Raw genomic sequence first — 22,661 nt, forward strand, 5'->3', positions numbered from 1 at the left:
CCGCATACGGATTACCGTGTGCGGGGATGCTCGCTGGTGTCGGAGGCGGGTGCCGACGTCAGACCAGCCGCCGTGCCCCCGGCGCCACGACGCGCAGCCACCGGTACCCGTAGCCGTCGAGCGCGACCTCCACGGCGCCGTGCTCGTCGCAGGTCAGTGTGCCCTGGCCCAGCAGGTCCACCAGTTCCACCTCGGTGTCGAGGTCGGGCAGCCGCAGCGGTACGGTGAGCGGCTCGGGGCCCAGGTTGTGCAGCGCGACGAGGGAGCCGTCGTCCCATGTGGCGCGGTGCGCGAAGACCGCCGCGTGGGGTTGGTCGAGCACCTCGACCTCGCTCCAGCCGAGTTCCGGGGACTCCCGGTAGCGGCGCACGAGCATTTGGACGAATGCGAGCAGCGAGTCGGGGTCGTGGCGCTGGTCGGCCACGTTGACGTGCTCGGGCGCGAACCCGCCCTCCACGACGCCCCCGGGCAGTCGGCGCCGGGCGGCGGTGGAGAAGCCGCCGTTCTTCCCGGACGTCCACTGCATCGGGGTGCGGACGGCCATCCGCCCGTCGAGGTCGAGGTTCTCGCCCATGCCGATCTCCTCGCCGTAGAACAGCACCGGGGTGCCGGGCAGGGAGAACAGCAGCGAGTACGCCATGCGGACCCGGCGCGGGTCGCCGTCGAGCATCGGGGGCAGCCGTCGGCGCAGCCCACGGCCGAAGACCTGCATGTCCTCCTCGGGCCCGAACGCCGCGAAGACCTCCTGGCGCTCGCCCTCGGTGAGCTTGTCGAGGGTCAGCTCGTCGTGGTTGCGCACGAACGTGGCCCACTGGGCGTCGCGGGGGATCGGCGGCCGGTCGTTCAGCGCCTTCTCGAGCGGCGCCGCGTCGGTGCGCGCCATCGCCAGGTAGAGGCTCTGCATGCCGACGAAGTCGAACATCATGGTCAGCTCGTCGCCGTCGCTGCCGCCGAAGTACTTCACCTGCTCGGCGTGCGGCAGGTTCACCTCGCCGAGCAGGATCGCGCCGCCGGAGCGCCGGCCCAGGAACGAGCGGAGCGCGCGCAGGTAGGAGTGCGGGTCGCCGTCCTCGGCGCTCGGCTCCACCTCGGCGCCTTCGAGCAGGAACGGCACGGCGTCCACCCGGAACCCGGACAGCCCCACCTCGAGCCAGAACCCCATGACCTTGGCGATCTCGTCCCGCACTTTCGGGTTGGAGACGTTGAGGTCGGGCTGGTGCTTGTAGAAGCGGTGCAGGTAGTACTCGCCGGTCTTCTCGTCGAGCTCCCAGATGGACGTCTCCTGGTCGGGGAAGACCACCTCGTGCTGCGTGGGCGGCGGCGCGTCGGAGCGCCACACGTAGAAGTCGCGGTAGGGGTTGTCCTTGCTGGACCGGGCGGCCTTGAACCAGGGGTGCTTGTCGGACGTGTGGTTGACCACCAGGTCGGCGATGACGCGTATGCCGCGGTCGCGGGCGGTGCGGATCATCTCCACCACGTCGCCGTGGGTGCCCAGGCGCGGGTCCACGCCGTAGAAGTCGGTGATGTCGTAGCCGTCGTCCTTCTCGGCCGTCGGGTAGAACGGCATCAGCCACAGGCACGTGACGCCCAGGTCGGCTAGATGGTCGAGGCGCTGCGTCAGGCCCGCGAAGTCGCCGATCCCGTCGCCGTTCCAGTCCATGAAGGTCTCGACGTCGAGGCAGTAGACGACGGCGTTCTTCCACCACACGTCGCCGGTGTCGGTGATCCTCATGCCGCCACCCCCACGTCGCTGAGCTGCGGGAGCACATGCTCGCCGAACGCGTCCACGAACCCCTCCAGGTGCTGGCCCACGTGGTGCAGGTACACCTGCTCGAAGCCCACGTCCGCGAGCTCGGCGATCTGCTCCGTGAGCCGTCCCAGGTCGGAGCCCACCAGCACGGTGCCCCGCACCTGGGAGTCGGGCACGTGCTCGCCGATGATGTCGAAGGCCTGCGGGGTGTCCACGTCCCAGCACACCGGCGGCGGATACGTGTTGGTGCGCCACTGGTCGCGGGCGATGGCCATCGCGGCCTCCTCATCCGGCGCCCACGACAGGTGCACCTGCAACGCGAGGTCGCCGCGGCCCCCCGCGTCCCGGTAGGCGCCCGTGACGGCGCGCAGCTTCTCGATGGGCTGGTTGGTGGTGATCAACCCGTCCGCCCACGCGGCATGAGCACGCGCGGTCTCGACGGACACCGCCGGGCCGATGAGCAGCGGCGGGACCTCCGGCAGCGTCCACACCCGCGCCCGGTCCACGGTGACCAGGCCGTGGTGGGTGACCTCCTCGCCGGCATGCAGCGCGCGGATCACGTCCACGCACTCGCGCAGCCGGGCGTCACGCGTCGGCTTGTCCGGCCACCTGTCGCCGGTGATGTGCTCGTTCGCGTTCTCACCCGAGCCGAGGGCCACCCAGAACCGGCCGGGGAACATCGCGGCCAGGGTCGCCGACGCCTGCGCGATGATCGCCGGGTGGTAACGCTGGCCGGGCGCGTTGACCACGCCCATCGGCAGGTCGGTGGTGGCCAGCGCGGCGCCCAGCCACGACCACGCGAACCCGGAGTGGCCTTGGCGCTCACTCCACGGGGCGAAGTGGTCGGAGCACATCGCGGCCCCGAAGCCCGCTTCCTGGGCGCGTTGGACCGCGCTCAGCAGCGCGGTCGGGTGGACCTGCTCATGCGAGGCATGCAGCCCGATGGTTGTCATGCCGGTCATTCCTACCGGCATCCCGTGCGGCCCGCGCGGCGAGAGGTCAGTCGGTGGCGAGCGGCGCGCCCACCGCCGGGCGACCCGCCGCCGGGGTCGTCTCATGCGCCAGGACGGCGATCCGGTCCCGCCGCCACGTGCGCCGCAGGGCGAGCAGCAGCAGGGCTGAGACCAGGATCGAGCCACTCATGAACGCCGCCATGACCAGCGCGCTCGGCGGGCCGCCCAGCCCGGTGAGCGGCGCGATGACCGCCCCCAGGCCGAACTGCAGCGCGCCCAGCAGTGCGGCGGCGGAGCCCGCCCGATGCGGGTTCGCCTCCAGCGCGATCGCCGGCGCCGAGGGCATCACCAGCCCGGCGGTGCCGAGCGTCAGCATCATCAGCAGGGTCAGCGGCCAGAACGGCGCGCCCGCCGCCGCCACGGCCACGAGCACCAGCGACACGGCCACCCCCGCCACCATGCCGCCCGCCAGGATCTGCTGCGGCCGGAACCTGCCGACCAGCGCGCCAGCGATCTGCGTCCCGGCGGTGATCGACACGGCGCCGCCCGCGAACACCCACCCGAACTCCTGCGCCGTCAGCCCGTACCCGGCCTGGAAGACGAACGTGGACGACGACACGTAGGTGAACATCGCCGACAGGTAGAACGCGGACAGCAACGCCAACCCCAGGAACCCGCGGTCCGTGAGGAGCTCACGGTAGGAGCGCAGCGCCGAGACAGTGCCCCCGGTGCGCCTGCGCTCCACGGGCAGCGTCTCGCGCAGGGTCGTCACCGCGAGCATCAGCAGCGCGACGCCGACGGCCGCGAGGAAGCCGAAGATCAGCCGCCACGAGCCGAACCGCAGAAGCTGCGCGCCGATGGTCGGGGCCAGCACCGGCGCCACGCCCACCACCAGCATGAGGCGCGCCATCACCTTGGACACCGCGTCGCCCGAGAACCTGTCGCGCACCATCGCCATCGACAGCACCATGCCCGCGGCCGCCGTGAACCCCTGCACCACGCGCAGCGCCGTGAACACCTCGATGGTCTGCACCAGCAGCATCGCCGCGGACGTCACCGTGTACAGCGCCAACGCCGCGATCAGCGGGCGCCGCCGCCCGAACGCGTCCGACAACGACCCGATCAGCAACTGCCCCGCGGCCAGTCCCGCGAGGGAGGCGGTGAGGGTGAGCTGCACGGCCGACGACGTGGCGCCCAGATCGGCGGCGATCTCCGGGAACGCCGCGAGGTACGTGTCGAAGGTGAACGGCCCGATGGCCGTCAGCGCGGAGAGCAACAGCACCAGGCCGACGCTGATGTGCGCGCGGGCGGGGGTGGCGGCCTGGGCGCGCGGGAGGTCCATGAAGATCCGAACCACTGGGAGCCCGGCGAATCTTCCCGTTGCTCACATCGTGGACAGAGTGGACAGGCCTGATTAGGGGGTCGGCTCCGCGGTCGGCGCGGGGCTGGGTGCGTCGAGAGCTGCGGCGTCGAGGGCGGCGCTGTCGAAGACGGCGCTCGCGCGAGTGCCCGTGCCCGCGTCGTCGTCCGGCCCTGCGCGTCGAGAGGCGACGACCCTGCCCGACAACGCCATCGCCACCAGCGCGATCGCCCCCGCTGCCGAGAAGCCCGCCACGAACGCCGAGTCCGAGGCCGTGCCGCCGAGCGCCGTGAACAGCGAGCCGGCGAGCGCCAGCGTCAGCGCCGTCGCGATCGCGTCCATCGTCTGCAGTGCCGAGGAGTTGGCTCCCTGCTCGGCCGGGGTGGAGAGCTGCAGCGTGAGCACCGAGGTGGTGGGCATCGCCAGCCCGATGCCGAAGCCGGTCAGCGCCCAGCCCGCATACCCGATGAGCACGGGGGTGGCCGGCGCCACGAGCAGCGCGGCCAGCGCCGTGCCGACGGCCATCACCAGCGTGCCTCCCCGCAGGAACACCGTGTCCCGCAGGGTGGTGACCCGGCCCCGCACCGACGAGCCCACCGACCACGTGACAGCCGCCAGCGTGAGCACCGCCCCGGCCGCGGACGGGCTGAGCCCATGCCTGCTCTGCAGCAGCAACGGCAGGAACACCTCGCCGCCGAAGAACGCCGCGCTCATCAGGCCGCGCAGCAAGATCACCGTGGGCAGCCCCCGCCTCGAGCGCAGCGTGCCCGCAGGCAGCAGCGGCGGCAGGCTCACCGCGAGGGCGGCCCCGGCCAGCACGATCCACACCGCCGCGGAGACGCCCTTCTGCTGGCCGCCGTGGTGCAGCGCGAGGACGGCCACCGCCGCGAGCAGCGACAGCGGCAGCAGGCGCTGGGAGGCGCGGCCCGAGGCGGGCCCGCTGGTTGCCCCGTCGACCTGCGGGCCGAGGCCTGCCGTCGCCGGCCGCACGGCGAGCAACGCGGGGATCGCCAGGGCGGGCACCGCCAGGAACACCCACCGCCAGCCCACGTGCTCCACGATCAGGCCCGCGATCAGCGGCCCCACCACGCCGGGGATCACCCAGGCGGCGGCGAACGCCGCGAACACCCGTGGTCGCACCAGCGCGGGGTAGGCCCGCGCGACGACCACATACATCGCGACGATCTCCAGGCCCGAGCCGACGCCCTGCACCACGCGGCCCACGACCAGCATCTCCATGCTCACCGCGAGCCCGGCGATCAGCACGCCGACGACGAACAGCGCCACGCCCCACACCAGCACCGGGCCAGGCCCGCGCCGATCCGACCAGCGGCCGGCCATCGTCATCCCGACCACGCTCGACGCGATGGGCGCCGCGAAGGCCATCGCGTAGAGGCCGAACCCGTCGAGGGCAGTGGCGACCGTCGGCATCGCCGTCGACACGGCCAGCGCCTCGAAGGCCGACAGGCTCGCCAGGGCCACGAGCCCGATCGTCACGATGCGGTGGCTGCCCCGCCACGGGCTCGCGGAGGCCGGCGAGGTGGCGCCCGAGGGCGGCGTGGAGCCCGAGGGCGAAGTCACTTGTCACTCCAGATGCGGTGCGGATGAACGATCTCAGATGGTTCGGCGCGGGTGTCCGCGTGCCCGAGGGCGCGACGCCCCGACGGGCCAGGAGGTCAGCGTGCACCTCAACATGTGATCCGCGCGAATGGGATTCCCCCTGGCTCGCCAGGCGGGACGGCCGAACCGGATCAATCACATATACGGGCAGAAAGTGCCCACAGGGCGGACGGCGCCGTCACGGCGGCCGATGACCTGCTTGGGTGTCGCCGCCAGGCGAGTGCCCGCGCTCGATCGAGCAGCGGGAATCCCCCCGAATCCCCCGGAGACACCCGTGTCTGACCCCCAGGTACCGACCGACCCGACGCGGCCGATCCCCGCCCAGCCCGAGGGCCCCGCGACGATCACCGACGAGGCTGCGACTCCGGACGGCGCCGTCGCCGAGGGCAGCGTCCTGACGGCTGAGGCCGCTCCCGATGTCGAGGCCGCCCCCGTCGAGGAGGCTCCCGCCGACGCGGCCGTGGACGCGCCTGCTGACGACGCGCTTGCTGACGACGCCCTCGTCGACGAGGCCCCTGCGGACGTTCCCTCCGCTGACGACGCGCCCGCCGAGGATGCCCTCGTCGACGAGGCTCCCGTCGACGAGGCGCCATCGGCCACGAGCGACTCCGACGCCGCCACCCAGGTGATCGACGCCGCCGATGCCACCCAGGTGATCGACGCCGCCGACGTCCCCGACGCGACGCCGCCGGCCGCCGACGCCCTCGCGTCCGAGCCCATCGCCGGCGCCGAGCCGCCCCCGTATGCCGCCACCGCGTACCCGGCCCAGGGCGCCCCCGCCCCGACCGGGACCGACGGCATGGCCATCGCGGGCTTGGTGCTGGCGTTCCTGGTCTGGCCTGTGGGCCTCGGCCTGTCGATCGCGGCGCTGGTGCGGACCCGTCGCAGCGGCCGGCCCGGCAAGGGCCTGGCGATCGCCGGCATCGCCGTCGCTGCGCTGGCGTTCGTCTTGTCGGTGATCTCCACGATCTACTGGGTCACCGCGGGGATCGCCCTGGTGGAGGCGGAGGAGGAGCGGATCGCCGCGGCGGCCGAGAAGTTCGAGGCTGAGTCGGCTGAGGCGGCTGAGGCCGCCGAGCTCCTGGCTGCCGAGGAGGCTGCCGCCGCCGCGGCGGAGAGCGTGGCTCCTCCGGAGGTCGCGGCGCCCGTCGTCGAGGGCTCGCTGCTGCTGCCCGCGTCGGTGGCGGGGCTGACCGGCGTGGAGCGCGGCTGCGAGATCCTCTTCGCCGACGACCCCCAGAGCTTCTACTCGATCATCACGACGGCGGACGCCGCTGGGCCCGATGAGGCCACTGTCGCCACGCTGGTCCAGCTCGTGGAGACGGCGAAGCCCGACCTGGGCGCGGAGCACGCCGCGGATGCGGACGCGTTGCTGGCGCTCTTCCGGCCGGAGACGCAGGCGCTGCCCGAGCAGGAGATGATCGCTGCCCTCACGGAGGGCAGCAGTGCGGCGGAACGTCTCGCGGTGGCATGCGTGGGCGGGCTGTGACCGGCGGCGCCCACCCACAGCCCGGCGTGGGCGCCTTCCTGCGCACATGACCTGAACGGGTCAACCCAGGCGGGGCGGGAGCCGTCATACTGGCGGCACCCGCCCCCCAGTGTCGAAAGCGGCCCCCGTGCTCCTCTTCTCCATCATCGGAGGCATTGGCCTCCTGCTCCTGGTCGTCTCGCTCGTGCTCGGCGAGGTCTTCGGCGAGTTGAGCTTCGGTGACGTCGGGCTGTCCGGCTCCGCGGTCGGCATCGGCGCCGTCGTGTTCGGGGCCAGCGGCGTCATCGCCGTCGCCAACGACCTGCCGACGGTGTGGACGTACGTCTTCGCGGTGGTCTTCGCCGTGGTGTCCGCGATCGTCGCCCAGATGATGATCAACCGGCTCGCCGACAGCGAGGACGCCCCGCCGCCCCCACTCGAGGGCGCCTTCGGGGTGCTGACCGCGACCACCGGCCCCGACGGCGGCGAGGTGCGGCTCGAGGGCGTCCGCGACCTCGAGAGCCGCCTGGCGTGGGCCGACGAGGTCCTCGACGCCGGGCAGCGCGTCGTCGTGGTCGGCGTCTCCGGCTCGCGGGTGCGCGTGACCAAGGCCTGACCGGCGCCCGGGCGCCCAGGCGCCTGACGTCGTGACTCCACCGATCCCGTCCGCACCAACGAAAGGAGACCCCGGCCCGCCGGGGATCACCATGAATGACTTCTTCTCGGGTGGTGCGGCCGTCATTGCGGTCGCCGCCCTGGTCATCGCGTTCTTCGCGGTGCTCGCACTCATCACCAAGCGTATTCGCCGGGTGCCGCCCAACGAGGCCCTCATCATCGTGGGCCGCGGCGCGGGACGGAACGCGGCCACCCCCGAGGGCGGCCAGCGGGTCATCGTCGGCGGCCGGGTGTTCGTGTGGCCGGTGCTCCAGCAGGGCTTCCCGATCTCGCTCGAGCAGCGGCAGATCGGCATCACCGTCGAGGGTGTGGACCGCAACCGCATCAAGCTCGCCATCAAGGCGTCCATCAACTTCAAGGTCCGTGGCGACGAGGAGGGCGTGCGGCGTGCCGCCCAGCGCTTCCTCTCCCAGCAGGCCACCCTCACCGACGTCATCCGGGAGTCCCTGGAGGGCTCGCTGCGCGCCATCATCGGCGACATGACGATCGAGCAGATCATCTCCGACCGGAAGTCGCTGCAGGACGCGGTGGTCGCCTCGACGAAGACGGACCTCGCGGAGCAGGGCCTGCAGGTCGACCTGCTCAACATCTCGGACATCTCCACGCCCGGCTCGGACTACCTGTCCAACCTGGGCCGCGCCGAGGCCGCGCGCGCCCGGCAGGTCGCCGAGGTCAAGGAGGCGGAGGCCCAGCAGGTCTCGGAGTTCGCCAAGATCAGCGCGATGGAGCAGATCGCGGAGCGGCAGCGCGACCTCGCGCTGAAGCAGGCGGGGATCAAGGCGGAGACCGACCGCGCCAACGCCAACGCGGAGGCCGCCGGGCAGCTCGCCCGCGCCGAGCAGGACCGCCTGGTCGCCACCGAGCAGCGCGAGGCGCTCGCCGAGCAGGCGAAGGTCACCGAGGAGCAGCTCGACATCGACGTCCGCAAGCCGGCCGAGGCCGCCGCGTACGCCGCCGTCCAGCAAGCCAACGCCGAGCGTGACGCCGCGAACGCCGCCACCGAGGCCGACGCCTTCAAGCGGACCCGCATCGCCGAGGCGAACAAGGTCGCCGCCGTGCAGGACGCCGAGGCCGCGGCCGAGGCGACGATCCGCGCCGGCAACGCCGAGCGGGACCGCCAGCTCGCCGAGGCGAAGGCCATCGAGGCGCTGGGCCTGGCCCGCGCCTCGGCAGCCCGCGCCGAGGGCCTGGCCGCCGCCGAGGCGACCAAGGCGCAGGCTGAGGCGCTGCGTGAGCAGGGCGCGGCAGTCCTCGCGCAGCAGGTCATCGCGAAGATGCCGGAGATCGTGCGGGCGGCCGCCGAGCCGATGGGCGCCATCGACTCGCTGACGGTGGTCTCCACCGACGGCGCCTCGTCGCTCACCAAGAACGTCGCGCAGGTGCTCAGCGAGGGCCAGGACGTCATCAAGTCCCTCACCGGGCTCGACCTGAACAGCCTGCTCAGCGGTGCTGCGGGCGGCGCCGCTGCCAGCGTGGTGGGCTCCGCGCGGGCCGGCGACGCGAAGGCGAACTGACCGCAGCCGATGCGCATCCGACGCGGGGCGTCCCGGGGGCCTGAACGGCTCCCAGGGCGCCCCGCGTCCGTGAACTCCCTACGCTGACCTGATGGGACGTCGCCTGGGCATCACACTTCTCGTCCTGCTAGTGCTCCTCGTGGGGCTGGGCGTGATCGCGGACCGGGTGGCGGTGGCCGCCGCCGAGCGACTGGCCGCCACGAAGGTCGAGCAGAGCCTCGACGTGTCCGGGACCCCGCAGATCGACATTCACGGGTTCCCGTTCCTCACCCAGGCGTTGGACGGGACGCTCGACGAGGTCACCGCCCACGCCGACGCGATCACGTTGGACGGCACGCCCCTCGAGGACGTGGACGTCACCGCCCGCGGGGTCAGCACCCGGGCCCCGTACTCGGTGCAGAACGCGGTCGTGACGGGCGCGCTCAGCACAGCGGCGATGGAGCAGCTCGTCACCGAGCACACCGGCGTGGCGGTGACGTTGGCCGCCGAGGGCGAGCAGCTCGTCGCCACGGGGAATGCGCTGGGGCTGCCGTGGTCCGCGCGCCTCGTCCCGCGCGCCGAGGGCGGTGAGATCCGCGTCGAGGTGGCTAGTGTCCAGTTCGGCGGGGTGGAGGTGTCCGCGGCCTCGCTGCCCGGGGGCCTCGGGTCGATGCTGAGCGACCTGGCCATCCCGATCGACGGGCTGCCCCAGGGTGTGACCGTCACCGACGTGACGGTGATCGGCACCGGTGTGCGGCTCACCGCCACCGGAACTGACGTGCTCGTCCCCACCGGAGGCCGCTGAACCCATGAACCTGCTCACCGACATATGGGAGCGCGCCACCACCGCGCAGCCGGATCCGCCGCAGGCCGTGGTGCTCGGCGCGTTGGCGCTGGCGCTCGTGTGCCTGGCGGTCCCGGTGCTGTGGCGGCTCACCCGGCATGTGCTGACCATCGTGCACGAGGGCTCCCATGCGCTCGCCGCGCTGCTGACCGGCCGGCGGCTGGCGGGCATCCGGCTGCACTCGGACACCTCGGGGCTCACGCTGTCGGTGGGCAAGCCGCGCGGCCCGGGCATGATCGCCACGGCGTTCGCCGGGTACGTGGGGCCGGCGATCCTGGGGCTGGGCGCCGCGTGGCTGCTGGGCCGGGGGTACGCGGTGGGGCTGCTGTGGCTGCTGGTGCTCGCGCTGGCGTTGCTGCTGGTGCAGATCCGCAACTGGTATGGGCTGTGGTCGGTGCTCGTCAGCGGCGCCGTGCTGGTGGGCGTGACGTGGTGGGGGAGCGCCGAGCTGCAGTCGGCGTTCGCCTATCTGGTGACGTGGTTCCTGCTGCTGGGCGCCCCGCGGGCGGTGCTCGAGCTGCAGACGTCGCGGCGCCGGAGCCGTGGCGCGTCCTCGGACGCGGACATCTTGGCCAAGCTCACGCGGGTGCCGGGGATCGTCTGGGTGGGGGTGTTCCTGGTGGTGTGCCTGGGAGCGCTCGGACTGGGGTCCACTTGGCTCGCCGGAGCGTATTTCGGGTAGCTCTGGGCAGGGTCTGCGCAGGTCAGCGTGGGTAAATGCCGATTCAGGACAGTTGTCCACAACTGTGGACCACCCTGTTCATGACGATTCGCCGCTTTCTCCCGGCGAGGCTCGTCTGGCTGCGGCTCAGGCCGTCGCGAGGGCCGATCGCGGGGTCGGCCGGCGGGTCGCGGCGGCGAGGTCGGCGGGCTCGCCGCGCCCGGGGCCGGAGGCGCGCAACGCCCACAGGATCGTGGTGAGGTCGACGAGCTCTTGCAGGCCCGCGCCGACGATCGCGGGGATCATGCCGAACGCCGCGGCTGCCATCAGGGCCAGGCTGATGCCCACCCCGATGCCGATGGCCTGCATGGCGACGTTGACGGTGCGGTGGCCGATGGCGATGGCCCGCGCGGCGCGGTCCACGTCGTCGACGAGGATGACGACGTCCGCCGACTCGGATGCCGCCGAGGATCCCTTCGCGCCCATCGCCACGCCCACGTCGGCGACGGCGAGCACTGGGGCGTCGTTGACGCCGTCGCCGACCATCATCACGGGCCGGTCCGGCAGGGCCCGCACGGCGGCGACCTTGTCGGCAGGCAGGCAGTCGGCGCGGAACTCGTCGACTCCCACGGCGTCGGCGACGTGCCGGGCCGTGGCCTCGCCGTCGCCGGTGAGCATCACGGTGTGGCGGACGCCGAGCTGGCGGAGCCGAGTGACGGTGTGGAGCGACTCGGCGCGGACGGCGTCGGCCAGGGTGATCGCCCCGGCATGCACGCCGTCGACGGCCAGGTGCACGGCGAGCTGCCCGGGCTCGAGCTCGACGGGCTCGATCCTTGACGTGCCGCCGACCAGTCCCGCGACGTAGGCCTCCTTGCCGACGGCCACCGTATGCCCGTCGACCTGGGCGCTGACCCCGTGGCCGGTGCTCTCCCGCACACCGCGCCCCGGGCTCAGCGTCAGGCCGCGGGCGGTGGCGGCGTGGACGATCGACGACGCCAGCGAGTGGTTCGAGTACTGCTCGACGCTGGCCGCGAGCCGCAGCAGCTCGTCGGCCGGCAGCCCGTCCCGCGGCGCCACGGCCACGACCTCGGGGTGGCCGTGGGTGAGGGTGCCCGTCTTGTCGAAGGCCGCCGTCTTGACCCGCGCCAGCCGTTCGAGGGCGCCGCCGTTCTTGACGATGATCCCGTTCTTCGACGCGCGGGACATGCCCGCCATGAACGCGACGGGCGTGGCGATGAGCAGCGGGCACGGCGTGGCGACGACCAGCACCTCGGCGAAGCGCGACGGGTCGCCGGACACGGCCCAGGCTGCCCCGGCGATGAGGAGCGCGACGGCGGTGAACGGGACGGCCACCCGGTCGGCCAGTCGCACGAACGGGGCCTTCGACTCGGAGGCCTCCCGCACCAGCGCGACGATGTGCTGGTACTGCGATGCGTCGGCGGTGGCGGTGGCGCGCATCCGGATCCCGGCGGGCCCGTTCACCGCGCCGGACAGCAGGCTGTCGCCGGTGACGCGCTCGACGGGCATGGACTCCCCGGTGAGCGACGACTCGTCGAGGGGCGCGGCGGCGCTCAGCAGGTCGCCGTCGACGGGGACGACCTCGCCGGGCTTCACCACGAGCTGGTCCCCGGGGCGCACGTCGTCGACGGGCACGTCCTGCACGGAGCCGTCGGGCCGCAGGGCGTGGGCGGTCTGCGGGGCGGCGGCCAGCAGGGCGCTGAGCTCGCGCCGGGCGCGCCCTGCGGCGTAGTCCTCGAGCGCGACCCCGCCGGTGAGCATGAGCACGATGACGAGCGCGGCCCAGTGCTGCCCCACGACGACTGTGGCGACGATGGCCGTCACCGCAAGGATGTCGATCCCCCAGGTGCCGGACCGCAACTCGCGGACCATCGCGACGGCCTGCACGGCGGCGATGGCCAGCGCGTATCCGCTGACCGCCCACTGCGCCACCTGGCCAGCCCCGGCGGCGGTGAGGACACCGCCCAGTGCCGCGACGGCGAGGGTGGCCAGGACGAGGGGGTACTGCCGGAGGAGCGTTCGCCACCACTGCATGCCTCTGGTCTACGCCGCCCGCGAGGTCGCCGCCAGCAAGGCAAGGCTCGGCTCAACGTGGTGCGCGCCTGCTGTTCAGGGCCGTTTCAGCTGGCCGCGGGAGCCGTCACGCAGCGGTCCAGCTCCCTGCTCATCGCGTCATGCTCGGCCTCGGTCACCCACAGCCCGTACGCCGATTTCACCCGGATCTGGCGCACCACGTAGACGCACCGGTAGCCCTTGAGCGGCGGCAGCCAGGTGGCCGCGTCGCCCGCGCCCTTCTGCTGGTTGAGCGGGCCGTCCACGGCGAGCAGGTTCGCGGGGTCGTTCGCGAAGGCTGTGCGGACCTCGTCGGTCCACTGCTGGGCGCCCTTCTGCCAGGCGTCGGACAGCGCGACGACGTGGTCGATCTGCACCTCGGAGCTGCGCTCCCCGCGCTCGAACGCGATGACCTGGCCGCCGTAGGGGTCGGTGAGCGTTCCGGTGAGCACCGTGCACCCGTCGGTGTCCGCCTTGAACGTCAGGTCGACGAGGTCGCGCCGCAGGATGTCGTTGCGGGTGTCGCAGCCGTTGCGGTCGACATCCGCCCAGGCCTGGCCGAAGGCGCTGCGCTCGTAGCCGGTCCGGGGCGCCCGGCCCTTCACGGCCAACCCGTCGAGCGCCGTGCGCGCGTCGGCGAGGTCGGCGGCCGTCACGGGGACGTCGGCGCCCGCGCGGGCGTCCTGCCACATCGGCGTCCCGATGCCGATGGCGACGGCCAGGACTAGCAGCAGCACCCAGCGGCTGCGCGTCGAGCGGGCGGGACGGCGGGAGGGCGAGCGGCCTGCTCGCGCGCGGGGGGACGGCACGGGTGAACGGTGCCATACCGCGGGCCGGGTGCGCCCATGGCGGTGGGGATGCCGCTGGCCGTGGGGATGCCGCTGGGCGGGGGCGGCGCCACGCTCGAGGGAGGCCCGATCTCCGGGCGAGCACTCATCTGCAGGAGGCGGCCATGGCAGTGCCGGCATTCCAGGACTACCCCCTCGCCCCGCGTGACCGCGCGTGGGACGCCGCCGCGGCGGAGAAGCGGGTGCGCGCGTTCACGGGCGCCGAGGAGGCGCCCAACGAGGCGTATCGGGATGCGCACCTGTGGTACGACGCGTCGCGCGAGGAGGACTTCACCGCGCACAAGCTGCTGATCGCCGATGTCGTGGACGGCCGGCTCGAGGCGGTGCCACGCGGGGTCTTCGCTGCGGCGGCGGTGATGGACGGCTCGCGTGGTGGCGTCGACCTGCCTGCCGCGGACATCCCGCGGGTGCGGGGCCAGCTCCGGCGGTACTACGAGAAGTTGGGCGAGGAGCCGCCGTGGGAGCGCGACTAGGGGAAGGCTGAGGGGATGGCTGCCGGTGGGCGCCCGGTGGCATGGTTCGGGTGAACTTCTGCGTATCTCTGGGCAGAAAAAGGGATATGTCCGTTTACCCTGTGGGCTCGGCATCGCCAGTCCGACGAGGGGCCACTACGTTGCGTCCGCTTGTCAGAAACCCTCACAGATAGGTAGGTCTACATGTCCGAGACCGCTGCTCCCGCGGCCCGTGTCCTCGACCCCAACAGCAGCACGCGCAGCCGCGCAGTCGCCGCTGTCCTGGCATTCCTCGTCGGGTTCCTGGGCGTCCACCGCTTCTACGTCGGCAAGATCGGCACCGGCGTCGCGATGATCCTGACCGTCGGCGGCTTCGGCTTCTGGACGCTGTTCGACTTCATCATGATCCTCATCGGCAAGTTCGAGGACAAGGAAGGCCGCGCGCTCATCAACTGGTGACCCGTGCGCGACACCGGAGGGCCTGGCTCATCGAGAGCCGGGCCCTCCGGCCGTCCACCTGGCGTGCGACAGCGTTCAGGCCACCGGCGTCGAGGGGAGCAGCTCGGCGAAGGCCTGCTCGGTGAGGACTGGGATCCCGTGCCGGCGCGCCGTGCGCACCTTGCCGCCCAGGGCGTCCGGGTCGGACGCCACCAGGAGCCGGGTGTCCTGCGTGACGTGTGACCAGGGCACGAGCCCGGCCTCACGGGCGAGGCCGTGCCACTCGTCCCGGGGGCGGCTCAGGTCGTCGGTGAAGACCACCCGATCGCCCTCCTCCAGGCCGATCAGCGGCCGCTGGATGGGCGTGCCCGGCGGCGCCAGGGCGACGGTGAGGTCGCCCTCGTCCAGGCCCAGCGCGTCGGCGATGTCGCGCAGCTCGGCGGCCTCCGCATCCGTGAGCCCACGGCCGCCCGCGGCGGCGTCGACGAGCGCGGCCCGCGCGATCGCCCCCAGGTAGGCCCGGTGCAACTCGTCCACGGTGGCGCTGTCCAGCCCGGCCTCCTGCGCGGCGGCCAGCAGCGACCCGCGGTGCTGGGCCGACAGCGCGCGGTCCAGCAGGGCCTGGTCCAGCAGGTCCAGGTACTCGTCGGCCTGCGGCGGCTCGCAGACCCGGGGGAGGCGGTCCGCGAGGGTCGCGAGCCAGTGGTGCAGGGAGTCGCTGTCGCCGCGGCGCACCGCGGCCGGCTCCTCCACATCGGGCCCGTCCTGCTCCACGAGGGCTGTGCCCAGGCCGTCGAGGCTGCCGGTGCTCAGGAAGTGCCGCAGCAGGCCCGCGCTCGCCCGAGCGTCGTCGAGCGCGGACTGCGCCTCGTGGTACGGCACCCCCGCGAGCTCACAGCACACCGCCAAGCCGCGCGACGCGCCGGGCAGCCGGTCCCGGGCGAGCCGCATCGTGCACAGGCAGTGCTCCGGGTCCAGGCGGAGCGCCACTCCCGCGCGGTCCAGCTCCGCCTGCAGGAAGCGCACGTCGAAGCCCACGTTGTGGCCCACGAGCACCCGGCCGCCCAGCAGCCGCCGCAGCCACGGCGCGACCTGCGCGAACGTCGGCGCCAACGCGAGGTCCGCACGGGGGATGCCGCCGAGCTGCACCGGGCACACCTCGCGGCCCGGGTCGACGAGCGTGCACCACTCCCGCTCGACCTCGCCCCGCTCGTCCAGGAGCACCACCGCGACCTCGAGCACGCGGTCATCGCGGGTGGTGGAGAAGCCTGTGGTCTCGAGATCGAGGACGGCGTAGCCGGTCATGTGGCCAGCCTGGCGTATGCGTGAGGCCGCGAATGGGGACGAACGGCCTGACCGTCTCGGGCGTCGTCCCACGCGAATTCCACGTAGTGGACATGTGTGGCGAGTGTCGTTCACTCTTTGTGCTGGTCAGGGCCCTACGGCCGGAGTGTCGCCGAGCGGAGACCTCAGCCGGTCCACCAGGATCGATCCGGGGCGTGCCGGTGCGAGGAAGCGCAGGCACCAGTCTGGCGCGCCCGGTGCAGCAGGGGGCGACAGGGGGCGGTTCTGGTGGAGAGTGTCGAGACGGTCGACGTGGCCGGGATGTGGGAGGCGCAGCTCGAGGCGGGCATGCTGCCGCGGGCGCCCGGCGAGCTCGGCCCACGAGGGTGGACGCTCGCCGTCGCCGACGTGCTGGCCCCCTTCGCCACCTCCGAGCACGTGCCGTGGGCGTACCACGACTACCGCCCGCTCGGCTCCCGGCGCACAGTGCACGAGGTCAACGGCGACGACGGGCTGGTGCGATTCGCCGGGCTCGGGGCCGAGGGCGCGCACCAGCTGCTGTCGCAGCTCACCGAGACACAGCTCGCCACGACCCAGCGCGACTCCCCGACCCTCGGCGCGGCGCTCCGCTCGGCAGTCGCGCACCCGGGGGTGGTGGAGGTGCACGGCCACGCCGTCGGCCCGGCCCGCGGCGACGAGCGGATCACCGCCGAGGGAGTCTTCCTCTACGCGCTGCCGGACCTGCACGTGCCCGGCTGGCCGCATGACGGCGCCTGCGACTGCACCACGCTGTGGGAGTCCGCCCGGGATGGGTACGGCCTCGACGACGCCCACGGCATGCCACAGGAGCTGCAACGCCGCGTCAACCCGTGGCGGCCCGGCGAGCACTGCTGGCAGCTCACCTGGGACTGATCGCGCGCGAGACGACGAAACCCCGGGACTCCGTCGAGGAGTCCCGGGGTTTCGTCATGCCCGGCCGGATCAGCCAGGCGGGGTCAGATCAGGAGGCCGCGAGGATGTCCACGACGAACACCAGCGTGGACCCGGCCGGGATGGTGCCGGTGGCCGTGTCGCCGTACCCGAGCGACGCCGGCACGACCAGCAGCACCTGGCTGCCGACCGTCTGGCCGACGAGGCCCTGGTCCCAGCCCTGGATGACCTGGCCGGCGCCGATCGTCGTCGTGAACTTCGTGGAGCCCCACGACGAGTCGAACGCGGTGCCGTCCCACAGCCAGCCGCTGTAGTTCACGGTGACGGCCTGGCCGGCCTCGACCGCCGGGCCGGAGCCCTGGATGAGCGGCTGGACCACGAGCTCGGTGGGGGCGTCGCCCTCGACGGGGGTGATCGACGGCTCGCCGTCCTCCGCGAGGGTGACGGTGGGCAGGCCCTCGACCGGGGCGACAGCCTCGCCCTCGGCGCGGTCCGGGACGGTCACGGCGTCGACGACCTCGATGGCCATGATCGTGGCGCCGTCGGCGCCGGGAACGGCGAGCAGCACCCGCGCGCCCACCGACTGGCCGGTGAGCACCTCGTTGAGCTGCGGGACGATGTTCACGTCGCCGAGCGTGATCGCCTCATGCGTGGAGCCGTACGTGCTGCCAGCGGTGGACCCGTCCACGCCGGACACGGCGACGTAGTCGACGGTCAGGACCTGGCCCTCCTCGAGCGGGGCGCCCGTGCCCTCGGACACCACGCGCGCGACGGCGGCGGAGACCGTGAACGGCCAGGCGTCGTAGGTGACGGTCGGCTCGGAGCCCAGGTCCCCTTCGACGGTGACGGCCTCGAGGGCGGCGATGTCCTCGGCGGAGGCGGTGGCCGCCGTGGTGCTGCTCGAGTCGGGGGACGAGGTGGGGTCGTCCGACCCGCTGTCACCGGAGCAGCCCGCGAGGAGCAGGGCGAGGGCGAGAGTGGACGCTGCCAGTCGTCGGCGCACGGATTCAATCCTTCAGGTCGGTTGTCCCGTCCCGGAGGGCGGCGGACTCGACGACGGTACGCGAGAACCCTGGGTGTCCGCTGGGTGGTGACGCCTCGTGATCCGCAGGATCCCGGGTCCCAGGGCGTTCCCGGGCCGACTCGTTAGCCTCACACCGTGCAGCCCACCCCCCGAACTGGCGCCCCCGCGCCTGAGCAGCCCGGCGCCGGCGAGCCCTCGGCCGAGCAGCTGGGCACCGGCCTGAAGGTGCGCCACCTGACGATGATGGGCCTCGGCTCCGCGATCGGCGCCGGGCTGTTCCTGGGCGCCGGGGCGGGCATCGCCCTGGCCGGGCCCGCGATCCTCGTGTCCTACGTCGTCGCCGGCGTGCTCGTCGTCCTGGTGATGCGGATGCTCGCCGAGATGGCCGCCGCGCTGCCGTCCAGCGGCTCGTTCTCCACCTACGCCGACGAGGGCATCGGCCGATGGGCGGGGTTCACCCTCGGCTGGCTGTACTGGGCGACGCTCGTGCTGGTGCTCGGCGTGGAGATCACCGGCGCGTCGCAGATCATCCACGGCTGGCTGCCCGTGCTGCCGCAGTGGGCCATCGCGTTGCTGCTCGTGGCGGCGTTCGCCGTGGTGAACCTCTCGGCGGTGCGCAACTTCGGGGAGTTCGAGTTCTGGTTCGCGTCGCTGAAGGTCGCCGTGGTGGTGCTGTTCCTGGTGGTGGGCGCCCTGCTCGCGCTGGGCCTGCTGCCGGGCTCCGAGCCGGTGGGGACCAGCAACCTGCTGGGACATGGGGGCTTCGCGCCGCAGGGCGTGGGCGGCATCGCGGCCGGGCTGCTCGTGGTGGTGTTCGCCTTCGGGGGCATCGAGATCGTCACCATCGCCGCCGCCGAGTCGCGGGACCCGCGCCGCGCCATCGCCGCCGCGGCCCGCAGCGTGGTGTGGCGGATCCTGCTGTTCTACATCGGCTCGGTGGCGATCATGGTGCTGGTGCTGCCGTGGGACGCGCCCGAGCTGGTCTCCGGGCCGTTCGTCGCCGTGCTGAGCAGCACGGGCATCCCCGGCCTGCCGGTGCTCATGGAGGCGGTGGTGGTCATCGCGCTGCTGTCCGCGTTCAACGCGAACGTGTACGGAACCTCGCGCATGTCCTACTCGCTGGCCCGCCGCGGCGACGGCCCCCGGATGCTGCTCCGCGTGTCCCGGCAGGGCACGCCCGTGGGCGCCGTGGGGCTGTCGGTGGCGTGCGCCCTGGTGAGCGTGGGCCTCAACTGGCTGCTGCCGGACACGCTGCTGGGCATCCTGCTGAGCGCCGCCGGGGCCTCGCTGATCCTGGTGTGGCTGTTCATCGCGGTGGCGCAGATCCGGCTGCGGCCCCGGCTCGAGCGCGACGGGCTGCTGACCGTGCGGATGTGGGGCCACCCGTGGCTGTCCTGGGCGACGCTCAGCCTGCTCGTCGCGTTCATGGTGCTGATGCTCACGGACGCCGACGCCCGCGGCCAGCTCGCCTCGGCGGTCGGGCTGTGCGGGGTGCTCATCGGCATCTACGCCGTGCGGGGCGTGCTGCGACGCCGCCGTGCTGAACAGGTCATCGGGCGCGGCTAAGGGGCGCCTGTCGCCTCAGCGGCTCGTTGTGCGGCGCGGTCAGTCGTCGGTGCGGGCGTGCGGGCTCGGCGCCAGCTCGGTGGGCGCGTCGTCGTGCACCAACTCGAACCACACGGTCTTGCTCTCGTCGTCCGCGTGCGGCAACGTGCCCCATCGGGAGGCCAGGCGGTCGACGAACATCACCCCGCGGCCACCCTCCGCGGTGGGCGGCGGGTTGCGCAGTATCGGCTCGGCGCGGGCGCCGTCGGAGACCTCCACGCGAGTGCGCACAGCGTCGACGTCCACCCGCAGCAGCACCGGCGGATCGGCGTGCTCCACGGCATTCGTGACGGCCTCGCTGACCAGGAGGACGAGCAGGTCGAGTGCAGGACCGCCCACCCCGGCCTCGGCGAGCCGTTCGCGCGCCCAGCGGCGTGCGGGCGCCACGGCGGCGGTGTCTGGCTCTATTCGTGTCTCGGCATGCATCTCTGCCCCCTCGTCGTGCGCGGGCGGTTCCGGTTCGTTCAGCCGTCGCGCGCATGCACCACCGTTCTGTACACCTGCCCGCCTAGCAACTCGAGAGCGTCGGGCATGCGGGTGATCCCTGGTCGCCGCGGCCGCCGACGGTCCCGCCAGGCTGTGGTGGGGAGATGGGATGATCGCCGTCATGCCCACCGACGACGCCCGCCCGCAGGCCCCGCGGGAGCCGGACCGCAAGCAGATCCGCCGCTGGCGCCAGTACCTCGCCGACGAGCGCGCCGAAGCGGCCGTCTACCGTGACTTGGCCAGCCGGCGCACCGGGGAGGAGCGCGACATCCTGCTCGCCCTCGCCGAGGCGGAGCGCCGGCACGAGTCGCACTGGCTGGGCCTGCTCGGTGACGATGTCGGGCGCCCCTTGCGCGGTGACCTGCGCACCCGCGTCCTGGGCTGGCTCGCGCGCCGGTTCGGCTCCGTGTTCGTCCTCGCGCTCGCGCAGCGCGCCGAGGCCCGCTCCAGCTACGAGTCCGACGTCGACGCCACGGCCACGATGGCCGCCGACGAGCGGATCCACGAGGAGGTCGTGCGAGGCCTCGCGCTGCGCGGGCGCAACCGCATCTCCGGGACGTTCCGGGCTGCCGTCTTCGGCGCCAACGATGGACTGGTCAGCAACCTCGCGCTCGTGCTCGGCATCGGCGCCAGTGGCGCGTCCAACGCCACGGTGCTGCTCACCGGCCTGGCCGGGCTGCTCGCCGGGGCGCTGTCGATGGCCGCCGGGGAGTACGTGTCGGTGCGCTCCCAGCGTGAGCTGATGGAGGCCTCGACCCCCGGCCAGCATGCCCACGCGGCGCTGCCGCACCTCGACGTGGACGCCAACGAGCTCGCCCTCGTGTACCGCGCTCGCGGCATGTCCCCGGATGACGCCCATGAGCGCGCAGACCAGGTGCTGCGCTCGCTCGGCTCCACGCAGGCGCCCGCGTTCGGGATGCCCGCGGCGGTCGACGGCGAGCAGGCCGAGGAGCACGACACGATCGGCACCGCGATGGGCGCCGCCGCCGCGAGCTTCTGCTTCTTCGCGTCGGGCGCCCTGATCCCCGTGCTGCCCTACCTCTTTGGCGTCGAGGGCCTGGCGGCTGTGGCGATCGCGTCGGCGCTGGTCGGCATCGCGCTGCTGGGCACCGGCACGGCTGTGGGAGTCCTCTCGGGTGGCCCGCCTCTGCGCAGGGCCCTGCGCCAGCTCGCCATCGGCTACGGCGCCGCGGGGGCCACGTACGTGCTGGGCCTGCTGTTCGGCGCGACGGTCAGCTGACGCCCGTCAGGCCAGGTTGAGCACCACGCCGTCGGGCGTGGCCTCCACGGACTCGATGGCGTGCAGCGCCCCCGAGGCGGTCTGCACGACGATGCGCTCGCCCCGCGTGGCCATCAGCGTCGTGCGGCCGCTCTGCACGCGCATGATCAGGTCGAAGGCGCCCAGCTCGCCGTGGGCGCCGTAGCCGCCGGGGGTGGGGGACGTGGCCGGCTGTGCGGCGGGCCGCGGGGCTGGCTGTGCGGGCGGGGTGGCGGTCGGGGTCGGGGTCGGGTGGACTGCCGGCGCCGCCGCCTGTGGGCGGGCTGCCCCCGCAGCGGGCGCAGTCGATCCGACATACGCCTCCAACGCCGCCACGACGCCCGTGCGGAGCGCCTCGACCTCGCTGGACGCATAACCCGCCCCGGATCGGCGCGGCCCGAACTTCGCGGTCTTCATCTCCCGGAGCAGCATCGTCGCGGCCGTGCTCGACCCCGACCGGCCCTCCTCCAACGCCGACAGGGTCGCGGCGGCGAGCTCCAGGTAGTGGTCGACCTGGGACTGGTCGTAGCCGTCCGAGCGGTAGCTGCTCGACAGTGCGCGGCGGCGGAGCTGGTCGGCGGTGATCACGGGGGACTCCTGGGCTGGTGCGGAACTGGGGGCCGGGCGGGGAGGCGGCTCAGCGGGCGTGCACGACGATCCCGTCCGCCACGGTGTCGACGGCCACCACGCGGGTGAGCGTCCCATCGGGCGCCCGGACGAGGAGGTGGTCCCGCTGGTCGCCGAACAGCGCGGCGCGCGCGGTCTGCAGCCCGAGCACGACGTCGTACGCGGTGAGGCCCTCCGGCGCCGACGACAGGTTCTGGGCGGTGGTCAGTCGGGGGGCCGGGGTGGTGGCGGTGGTGGCCGCGGTCGCCGCGGCGAAGACCGTCGCCGCTGACACGGCGGCGGGTGAGGGCGTCGACGTGATCGGTGCGGGCGTGGCCGCCGCCGCCGGCCTGCTCGCCGGCGCCGCGGCCGGAGTCTGCTGCTCGGCGCCGGAGGCCTTGCGGCGCGGCCCGGCATGCCGACGCACGTACTCCTCGAGTGTGGCGACGAGCTGGACGCGGAACTCGTCCACATCCTCCGACTGATAGCCCACGGCGCCGTCGGTGGCCGCGGGCGGCTCGCCAGTGCGGATGTCGCGGGGGAGCAGCAGTCGCGTCCCGTCAGGGCTGGCCGTCCGGCCCTGCTCGAGCGCGTCGAGGGTGGCCGTGACGCGCCGGATCATGTTGTCGACCGCGGCGGCGTCATACGCGCCGGGGCCCCGCGTGCGGGCGAACGAGATCTCGCGGACCTGTTGGGCGGTGATCACGGCGGCAGCTCCTGTCGGCCGGCGCTCCGAGCGGTGCGCCACGGCCGCATCCTGCCAGCGTGCGGGCCAGATCGCCACGAGCAGGACCTTGGTGCGACAACCCCCCGCAGGGCGCATGCCACGATGTGAG

21 protein-coding genes are annotated in these 22,661 nt (G+C 73.2%); 10 read left to right on the top strand and 11 right to left on the bottom strand.

Annotated elements, in window-relative coordinates:
- Positions 1-58: 58 nt before the first annotated feature.
- From QUV83_RS10805 to QUV83_RS10820, 4 genes are all read right to left on the bottom strand, one after another.
- On the bottom strand, positions 59-1,732 hold the full coding sequence (locus tag QUV83_RS10805; RefSeq protein ID WP_289564530.1) for an alpha-amylase family protein: 1,674 nt from the start codon (positions 1,730-1,732) through the stop codon (positions 59-61).
- Positions 1,729-2,703, bottom strand: a complete 975-nt coding sequence (locus tag QUV83_RS10810; RefSeq protein ID WP_436231902.1) for a TIGR03885 family FMN-dependent LLM class oxidoreductase — start codon at positions 2,701-2,703, stop codon at positions 1,729-1,731. Before QUV83_RS10810 ends, QUV83_RS10805 begins: the two co-directional genes overlap by 4 nt.
- 46 nt (positions 2,704-2,749) lie before the next feature.
- Positions 2,750-4,045: a multidrug effflux MFS transporter gene (locus tag QUV83_RS10815; protein ID WP_289564532.1), complete on the bottom strand. Its 1,296-nt coding sequence runs from the start codon at positions 4,043-4,045 to the stop codon at positions 2,750-2,752.
- A 72-nt stretch (positions 4,046-4,117) separates the two neighbouring features.
- Entirely contained in the window at positions 4,118-5,644 is a 1,527-nt protein-coding gene (locus QUV83_RS10820; protein WP_289564533.1) for an MFS transporter, read from the bottom strand.
- A gap of 313 nt (positions 5,645-5,957) precedes the next feature.
- Here QUV83_RS10820 and QUV83_RS10825 point away from each other — a divergent pair, with 313 nt between their 5' ends.
- From QUV83_RS10825 to QUV83_RS10845, 5 genes are all read left to right on the top strand, one after another.
- Positions 5,958-7,172 carry a DUF4190 domain-containing protein gene (locus QUV83_RS10825; protein ID WP_289564534.1) on the top strand — a complete coding sequence of 405 codons (1,215 nt, stop codon included), beginning with the start codon at positions 5,958-5,960 and terminating at the stop codon, positions 7,170-7,172.
- Between the two features lie 127 nt (positions 7,173-7,299).
- On the top strand, positions 7,300-7,767 hold the full coding sequence (locus tag QUV83_RS10830) for an NfeD family protein (protein WP_289564535.1): 468 nt from the start codon (positions 7,300-7,302) through the stop codon (positions 7,765-7,767).
- 91 nt (positions 7,768-7,858) lie between these two features.
- The gene (locus QUV83_RS10835; RefSeq protein ID WP_289564536.1) at positions 7,859-9,340 is read left to right on the top strand and encodes an SPFH domain-containing protein; all 1,482 of its coding nucleotides are present in this window, start codon (positions 7,859-7,861) and stop codon (positions 9,338-9,340) included.
- Between the two features lie 91 nt (positions 9,341-9,431).
- On the top strand, positions 9,432-10,124 hold the full coding sequence (locus QUV83_RS10840; RefSeq protein ID WP_289564537.1) for an LmeA family phospholipid-binding protein: 693 nt from the start codon (positions 9,432-9,434) through the stop codon (positions 10,122-10,124).
- A gap of 4 nt (positions 10,125-10,128) precedes the next feature.
- Entirely contained in the window at positions 10,129-10,845 is a 717-nt protein-coding gene (locus tag QUV83_RS10845; protein ID WP_289564538.1) for a M50 family metallopeptidase, read from the top strand.
- 126 nt (positions 10,846-10,971) lie between these two features.
- Here the strand turns inward: QUV83_RS10845 and QUV83_RS10850 are convergent, their stop codons facing one another.
- Complete coding sequence (locus QUV83_RS10850) at positions 10,972-12,876, bottom strand: heavy metal translocating P-type ATPase (protein ID WP_289564539.1); 1,905 nt, start codon at positions 12,874-12,876, stop codon at positions 10,972-10,974.
- A gap of 86 nt (positions 12,877-12,962) precedes the next feature.
- Positions 12,963-13,703 carry an HNH endonuclease family protein gene (locus QUV83_RS10855; protein WP_289564540.1) on the bottom strand — a complete coding sequence of 247 codons (741 nt, stop codon included), beginning with the start codon at positions 13,701-13,703 and terminating at the stop codon, positions 12,963-12,965.
- 143 nt (positions 13,704-13,846) lie between these two features.
- Between QUV83_RS10855 and QUV83_RS10860 the strand changes: the two genes are divergently transcribed.
- Together QUV83_RS10860 and QUV83_RS10865 are read left to right on the top strand one after the other, a co-directional pair.
- Positions 13,847-14,215 (top strand): hypothetical protein, encoded by a 369-nt coding sequence (locus QUV83_RS10860; protein WP_289564541.1) that lies wholly within the window; start codon positions 13,847-13,849, stop codon positions 14,213-14,215.
- A gap of 183 nt (positions 14,216-14,398) precedes the next feature.
- Positions 14,399-14,653, top strand: coding sequence for a TM2 domain-containing protein (locus QUV83_RS10865; RefSeq protein ID WP_289564542.1), 255 nt, complete (start codon positions 14,399-14,401; stop codon positions 14,651-14,653).
- 75 nt (positions 14,654-14,728) lie between these two features.
- Here the strand turns inward: QUV83_RS10865 and QUV83_RS10870 are convergent, their stop codons facing one another.
- Positions 14,729-15,937: an exonuclease domain-containing protein gene (locus QUV83_RS10870; RefSeq protein WP_289564543.1), complete on the bottom strand. Its 1,209-nt coding sequence runs from the start codon at positions 15,935-15,937 to the stop codon at positions 14,729-14,731.
- 267 nt (positions 15,938-16,204) lie between these two features.
- Between QUV83_RS10870 and QUV83_RS10875 the strand changes: the two genes are divergently transcribed.
- The gene (locus QUV83_RS10875) at positions 16,205-16,828 is read left to right on the top strand and encodes a hypothetical protein (protein WP_289564544.1); all 624 of its coding nucleotides are present in this window, start codon (positions 16,205-16,207) and stop codon (positions 16,826-16,828) included.
- Positions 16,829-16,916: 88 nt separating this feature from the next.
- On the opposite strand, the gene QUV83_RS10880 is transcribed toward QUV83_RS10875, so the two are convergent.
- Positions 16,917-17,849 (bottom strand): FKBP-type peptidyl-prolyl cis-trans isomerase, encoded by a 933-nt coding sequence (locus tag QUV83_RS10880; protein WP_289564545.1) that lies wholly within the window; start codon positions 17,847-17,849, stop codon positions 16,917-16,919.
- 156 nt (positions 17,850-18,005) lie between these two features.
- Here QUV83_RS10880 and QUV83_RS10885 point away from each other — a divergent pair, with 156 nt between their 5' ends.
- Positions 18,006-19,436: an amino acid permease gene (locus tag QUV83_RS10885; protein WP_289564546.1), complete on the top strand. Its 1,431-nt coding sequence runs from the start codon at positions 18,006-18,008 to the stop codon at positions 19,434-19,436.
- 39 nt (positions 19,437-19,475) lie between these two features.
- On the opposite strand, the gene QUV83_RS10890 is transcribed toward QUV83_RS10885, so the two are convergent.
- On the bottom strand, positions 19,476-19,901 hold the full coding sequence (locus QUV83_RS10890) for an ATP-binding protein (protein WP_289564547.1): 426 nt from the start codon (positions 19,899-19,901) through the stop codon (positions 19,476-19,478).
- A gap of 181 nt (positions 19,902-20,082) precedes the next feature.
- Here QUV83_RS10890 and QUV83_RS10895 point away from each other — a divergent pair, with 181 nt between their 5' ends.
- The gene (locus tag QUV83_RS10895; RefSeq protein ID WP_289564548.1) at positions 20,083-21,201 is read left to right on the top strand and encodes a VIT1/CCC1 transporter family protein; all 1,119 of its coding nucleotides are present in this window, start codon (positions 20,083-20,085) and stop codon (positions 21,199-21,201) included.
- 6 nt (positions 21,202-21,207) lie between these two features.
- Here the strand turns inward: QUV83_RS10895 and QUV83_RS10900 are convergent, their stop codons facing one another.
- Entirely contained in the window at positions 21,208-21,807 is a 600-nt protein-coding gene (locus QUV83_RS10900) for a DivIVA domain-containing protein (protein WP_289564549.1), read from the bottom strand.
- A 49-nt stretch (positions 21,808-21,856) separates the two neighbouring features.
- Positions 21,857-22,648, bottom strand: coding sequence for a hypothetical protein (locus tag QUV83_RS10905; protein ID WP_289564550.1), 792 nt, complete (start codon positions 22,646-22,648; stop codon positions 21,857-21,859).
- Between the last annotated feature and the right edge of the window lie 13 nt (positions 22,649-22,661).

The organism is Cellulomonas cellasea (assembly GCF_030372105.1).
Classification (GTDB): Bacteria; Actinomycetota; Actinomycetes; order Actinomycetales; family Cellulomonadaceae; genus Cellulomonas_A; species Cellulomonas_A cellasea_A.

What these genes read in the sequence shown, in the direction of transcription:
- QUV83_RS10805 (WP_289564530.1), bottom strand. Translation starts at nt 1,732, where the DNA reads ATGAGGATCACCGACACCGGCGACGTGTGGTGGAAGAACGCCGTCGTC.
- QUV83_RS10810 (WP_436231902.1), bottom strand. Translation starts at nt 2,703, where the DNA reads ATGACAACCATCGGGCTGCATGCCTCGCATGAGCAGGTCCACCCGACC.
- QUV83_RS10815 (WP_289564532.1), bottom strand. Translation starts at nt 4,045, where the DNA reads ATGGACCTCCCGCGCGCCCAGGCCGCCACCCCCGCCCGCGCGCACATC.
- QUV83_RS10835 (WP_289564536.1), top strand. Translation starts at nt 7,859, where the DNA reads ATGAATGACTTCTTCTCGGGTGGTGCGGCCGTCATTGCGGTCGCCGCC.
- QUV83_RS10840 (WP_289564537.1), top strand. Translation starts at nt 9,432, where the DNA reads ATGGGACGTCGCCTGGGCATCACACTTCTCGTCCTGCTAGTGCTCCTC.
- QUV83_RS10845 (WP_289564538.1), top strand. Translation starts at nt 10,129, where the DNA reads ATGAACCTGCTCACCGACATATGGGAGCGCGCCACCACCGCGCAGCCG.
- QUV83_RS10850 (WP_289564539.1), bottom strand. Translation starts at nt 12,876, where the DNA reads ATGCAGTGGTGGCGAACGCTCCTCCGGCAGTACCCCCTCGTCCTGGCC.
- QUV83_RS10860 (WP_289564541.1), top strand. Translation starts at nt 13,847, where the DNA reads ATGGCAGTGCCGGCATTCCAGGACTACCCCCTCGCCCCGCGTGACCGC.
- QUV83_RS10865 (WP_289564542.1), top strand. Translation starts at nt 14,399, where the DNA reads ATGTCCGAGACCGCTGCTCCCGCGGCCCGTGTCCTCGACCCCAACAGC.
- QUV83_RS10870 (WP_289564543.1), bottom strand. Translation starts at nt 15,937, where the DNA reads ATGACCGGCTACGCCGTCCTCGATCTCGAGACCACAGGCTTCTCCACC.
- QUV83_RS10890 (WP_289564547.1), bottom strand. Translation starts at nt 19,901, where the DNA reads ATGCATGCCGAGACACGAATAGAGCCAGACACCGCCGCCGTGGCGCCC.
- QUV83_RS10895 (WP_289564548.1), top strand. Translation starts at nt 20,083, where the DNA reads ATGCCCACCGACGACGCCCGCCCGCAGGCCCCGCGGGAGCCGGACCGC.
- QUV83_RS10905 (WP_289564550.1), bottom strand. Translation starts at nt 22,648, where the DNA reads ATGCGCCCTGCGGGGGGTTGTCGCACCAAGGTCCTGCTCGTGGCGATC.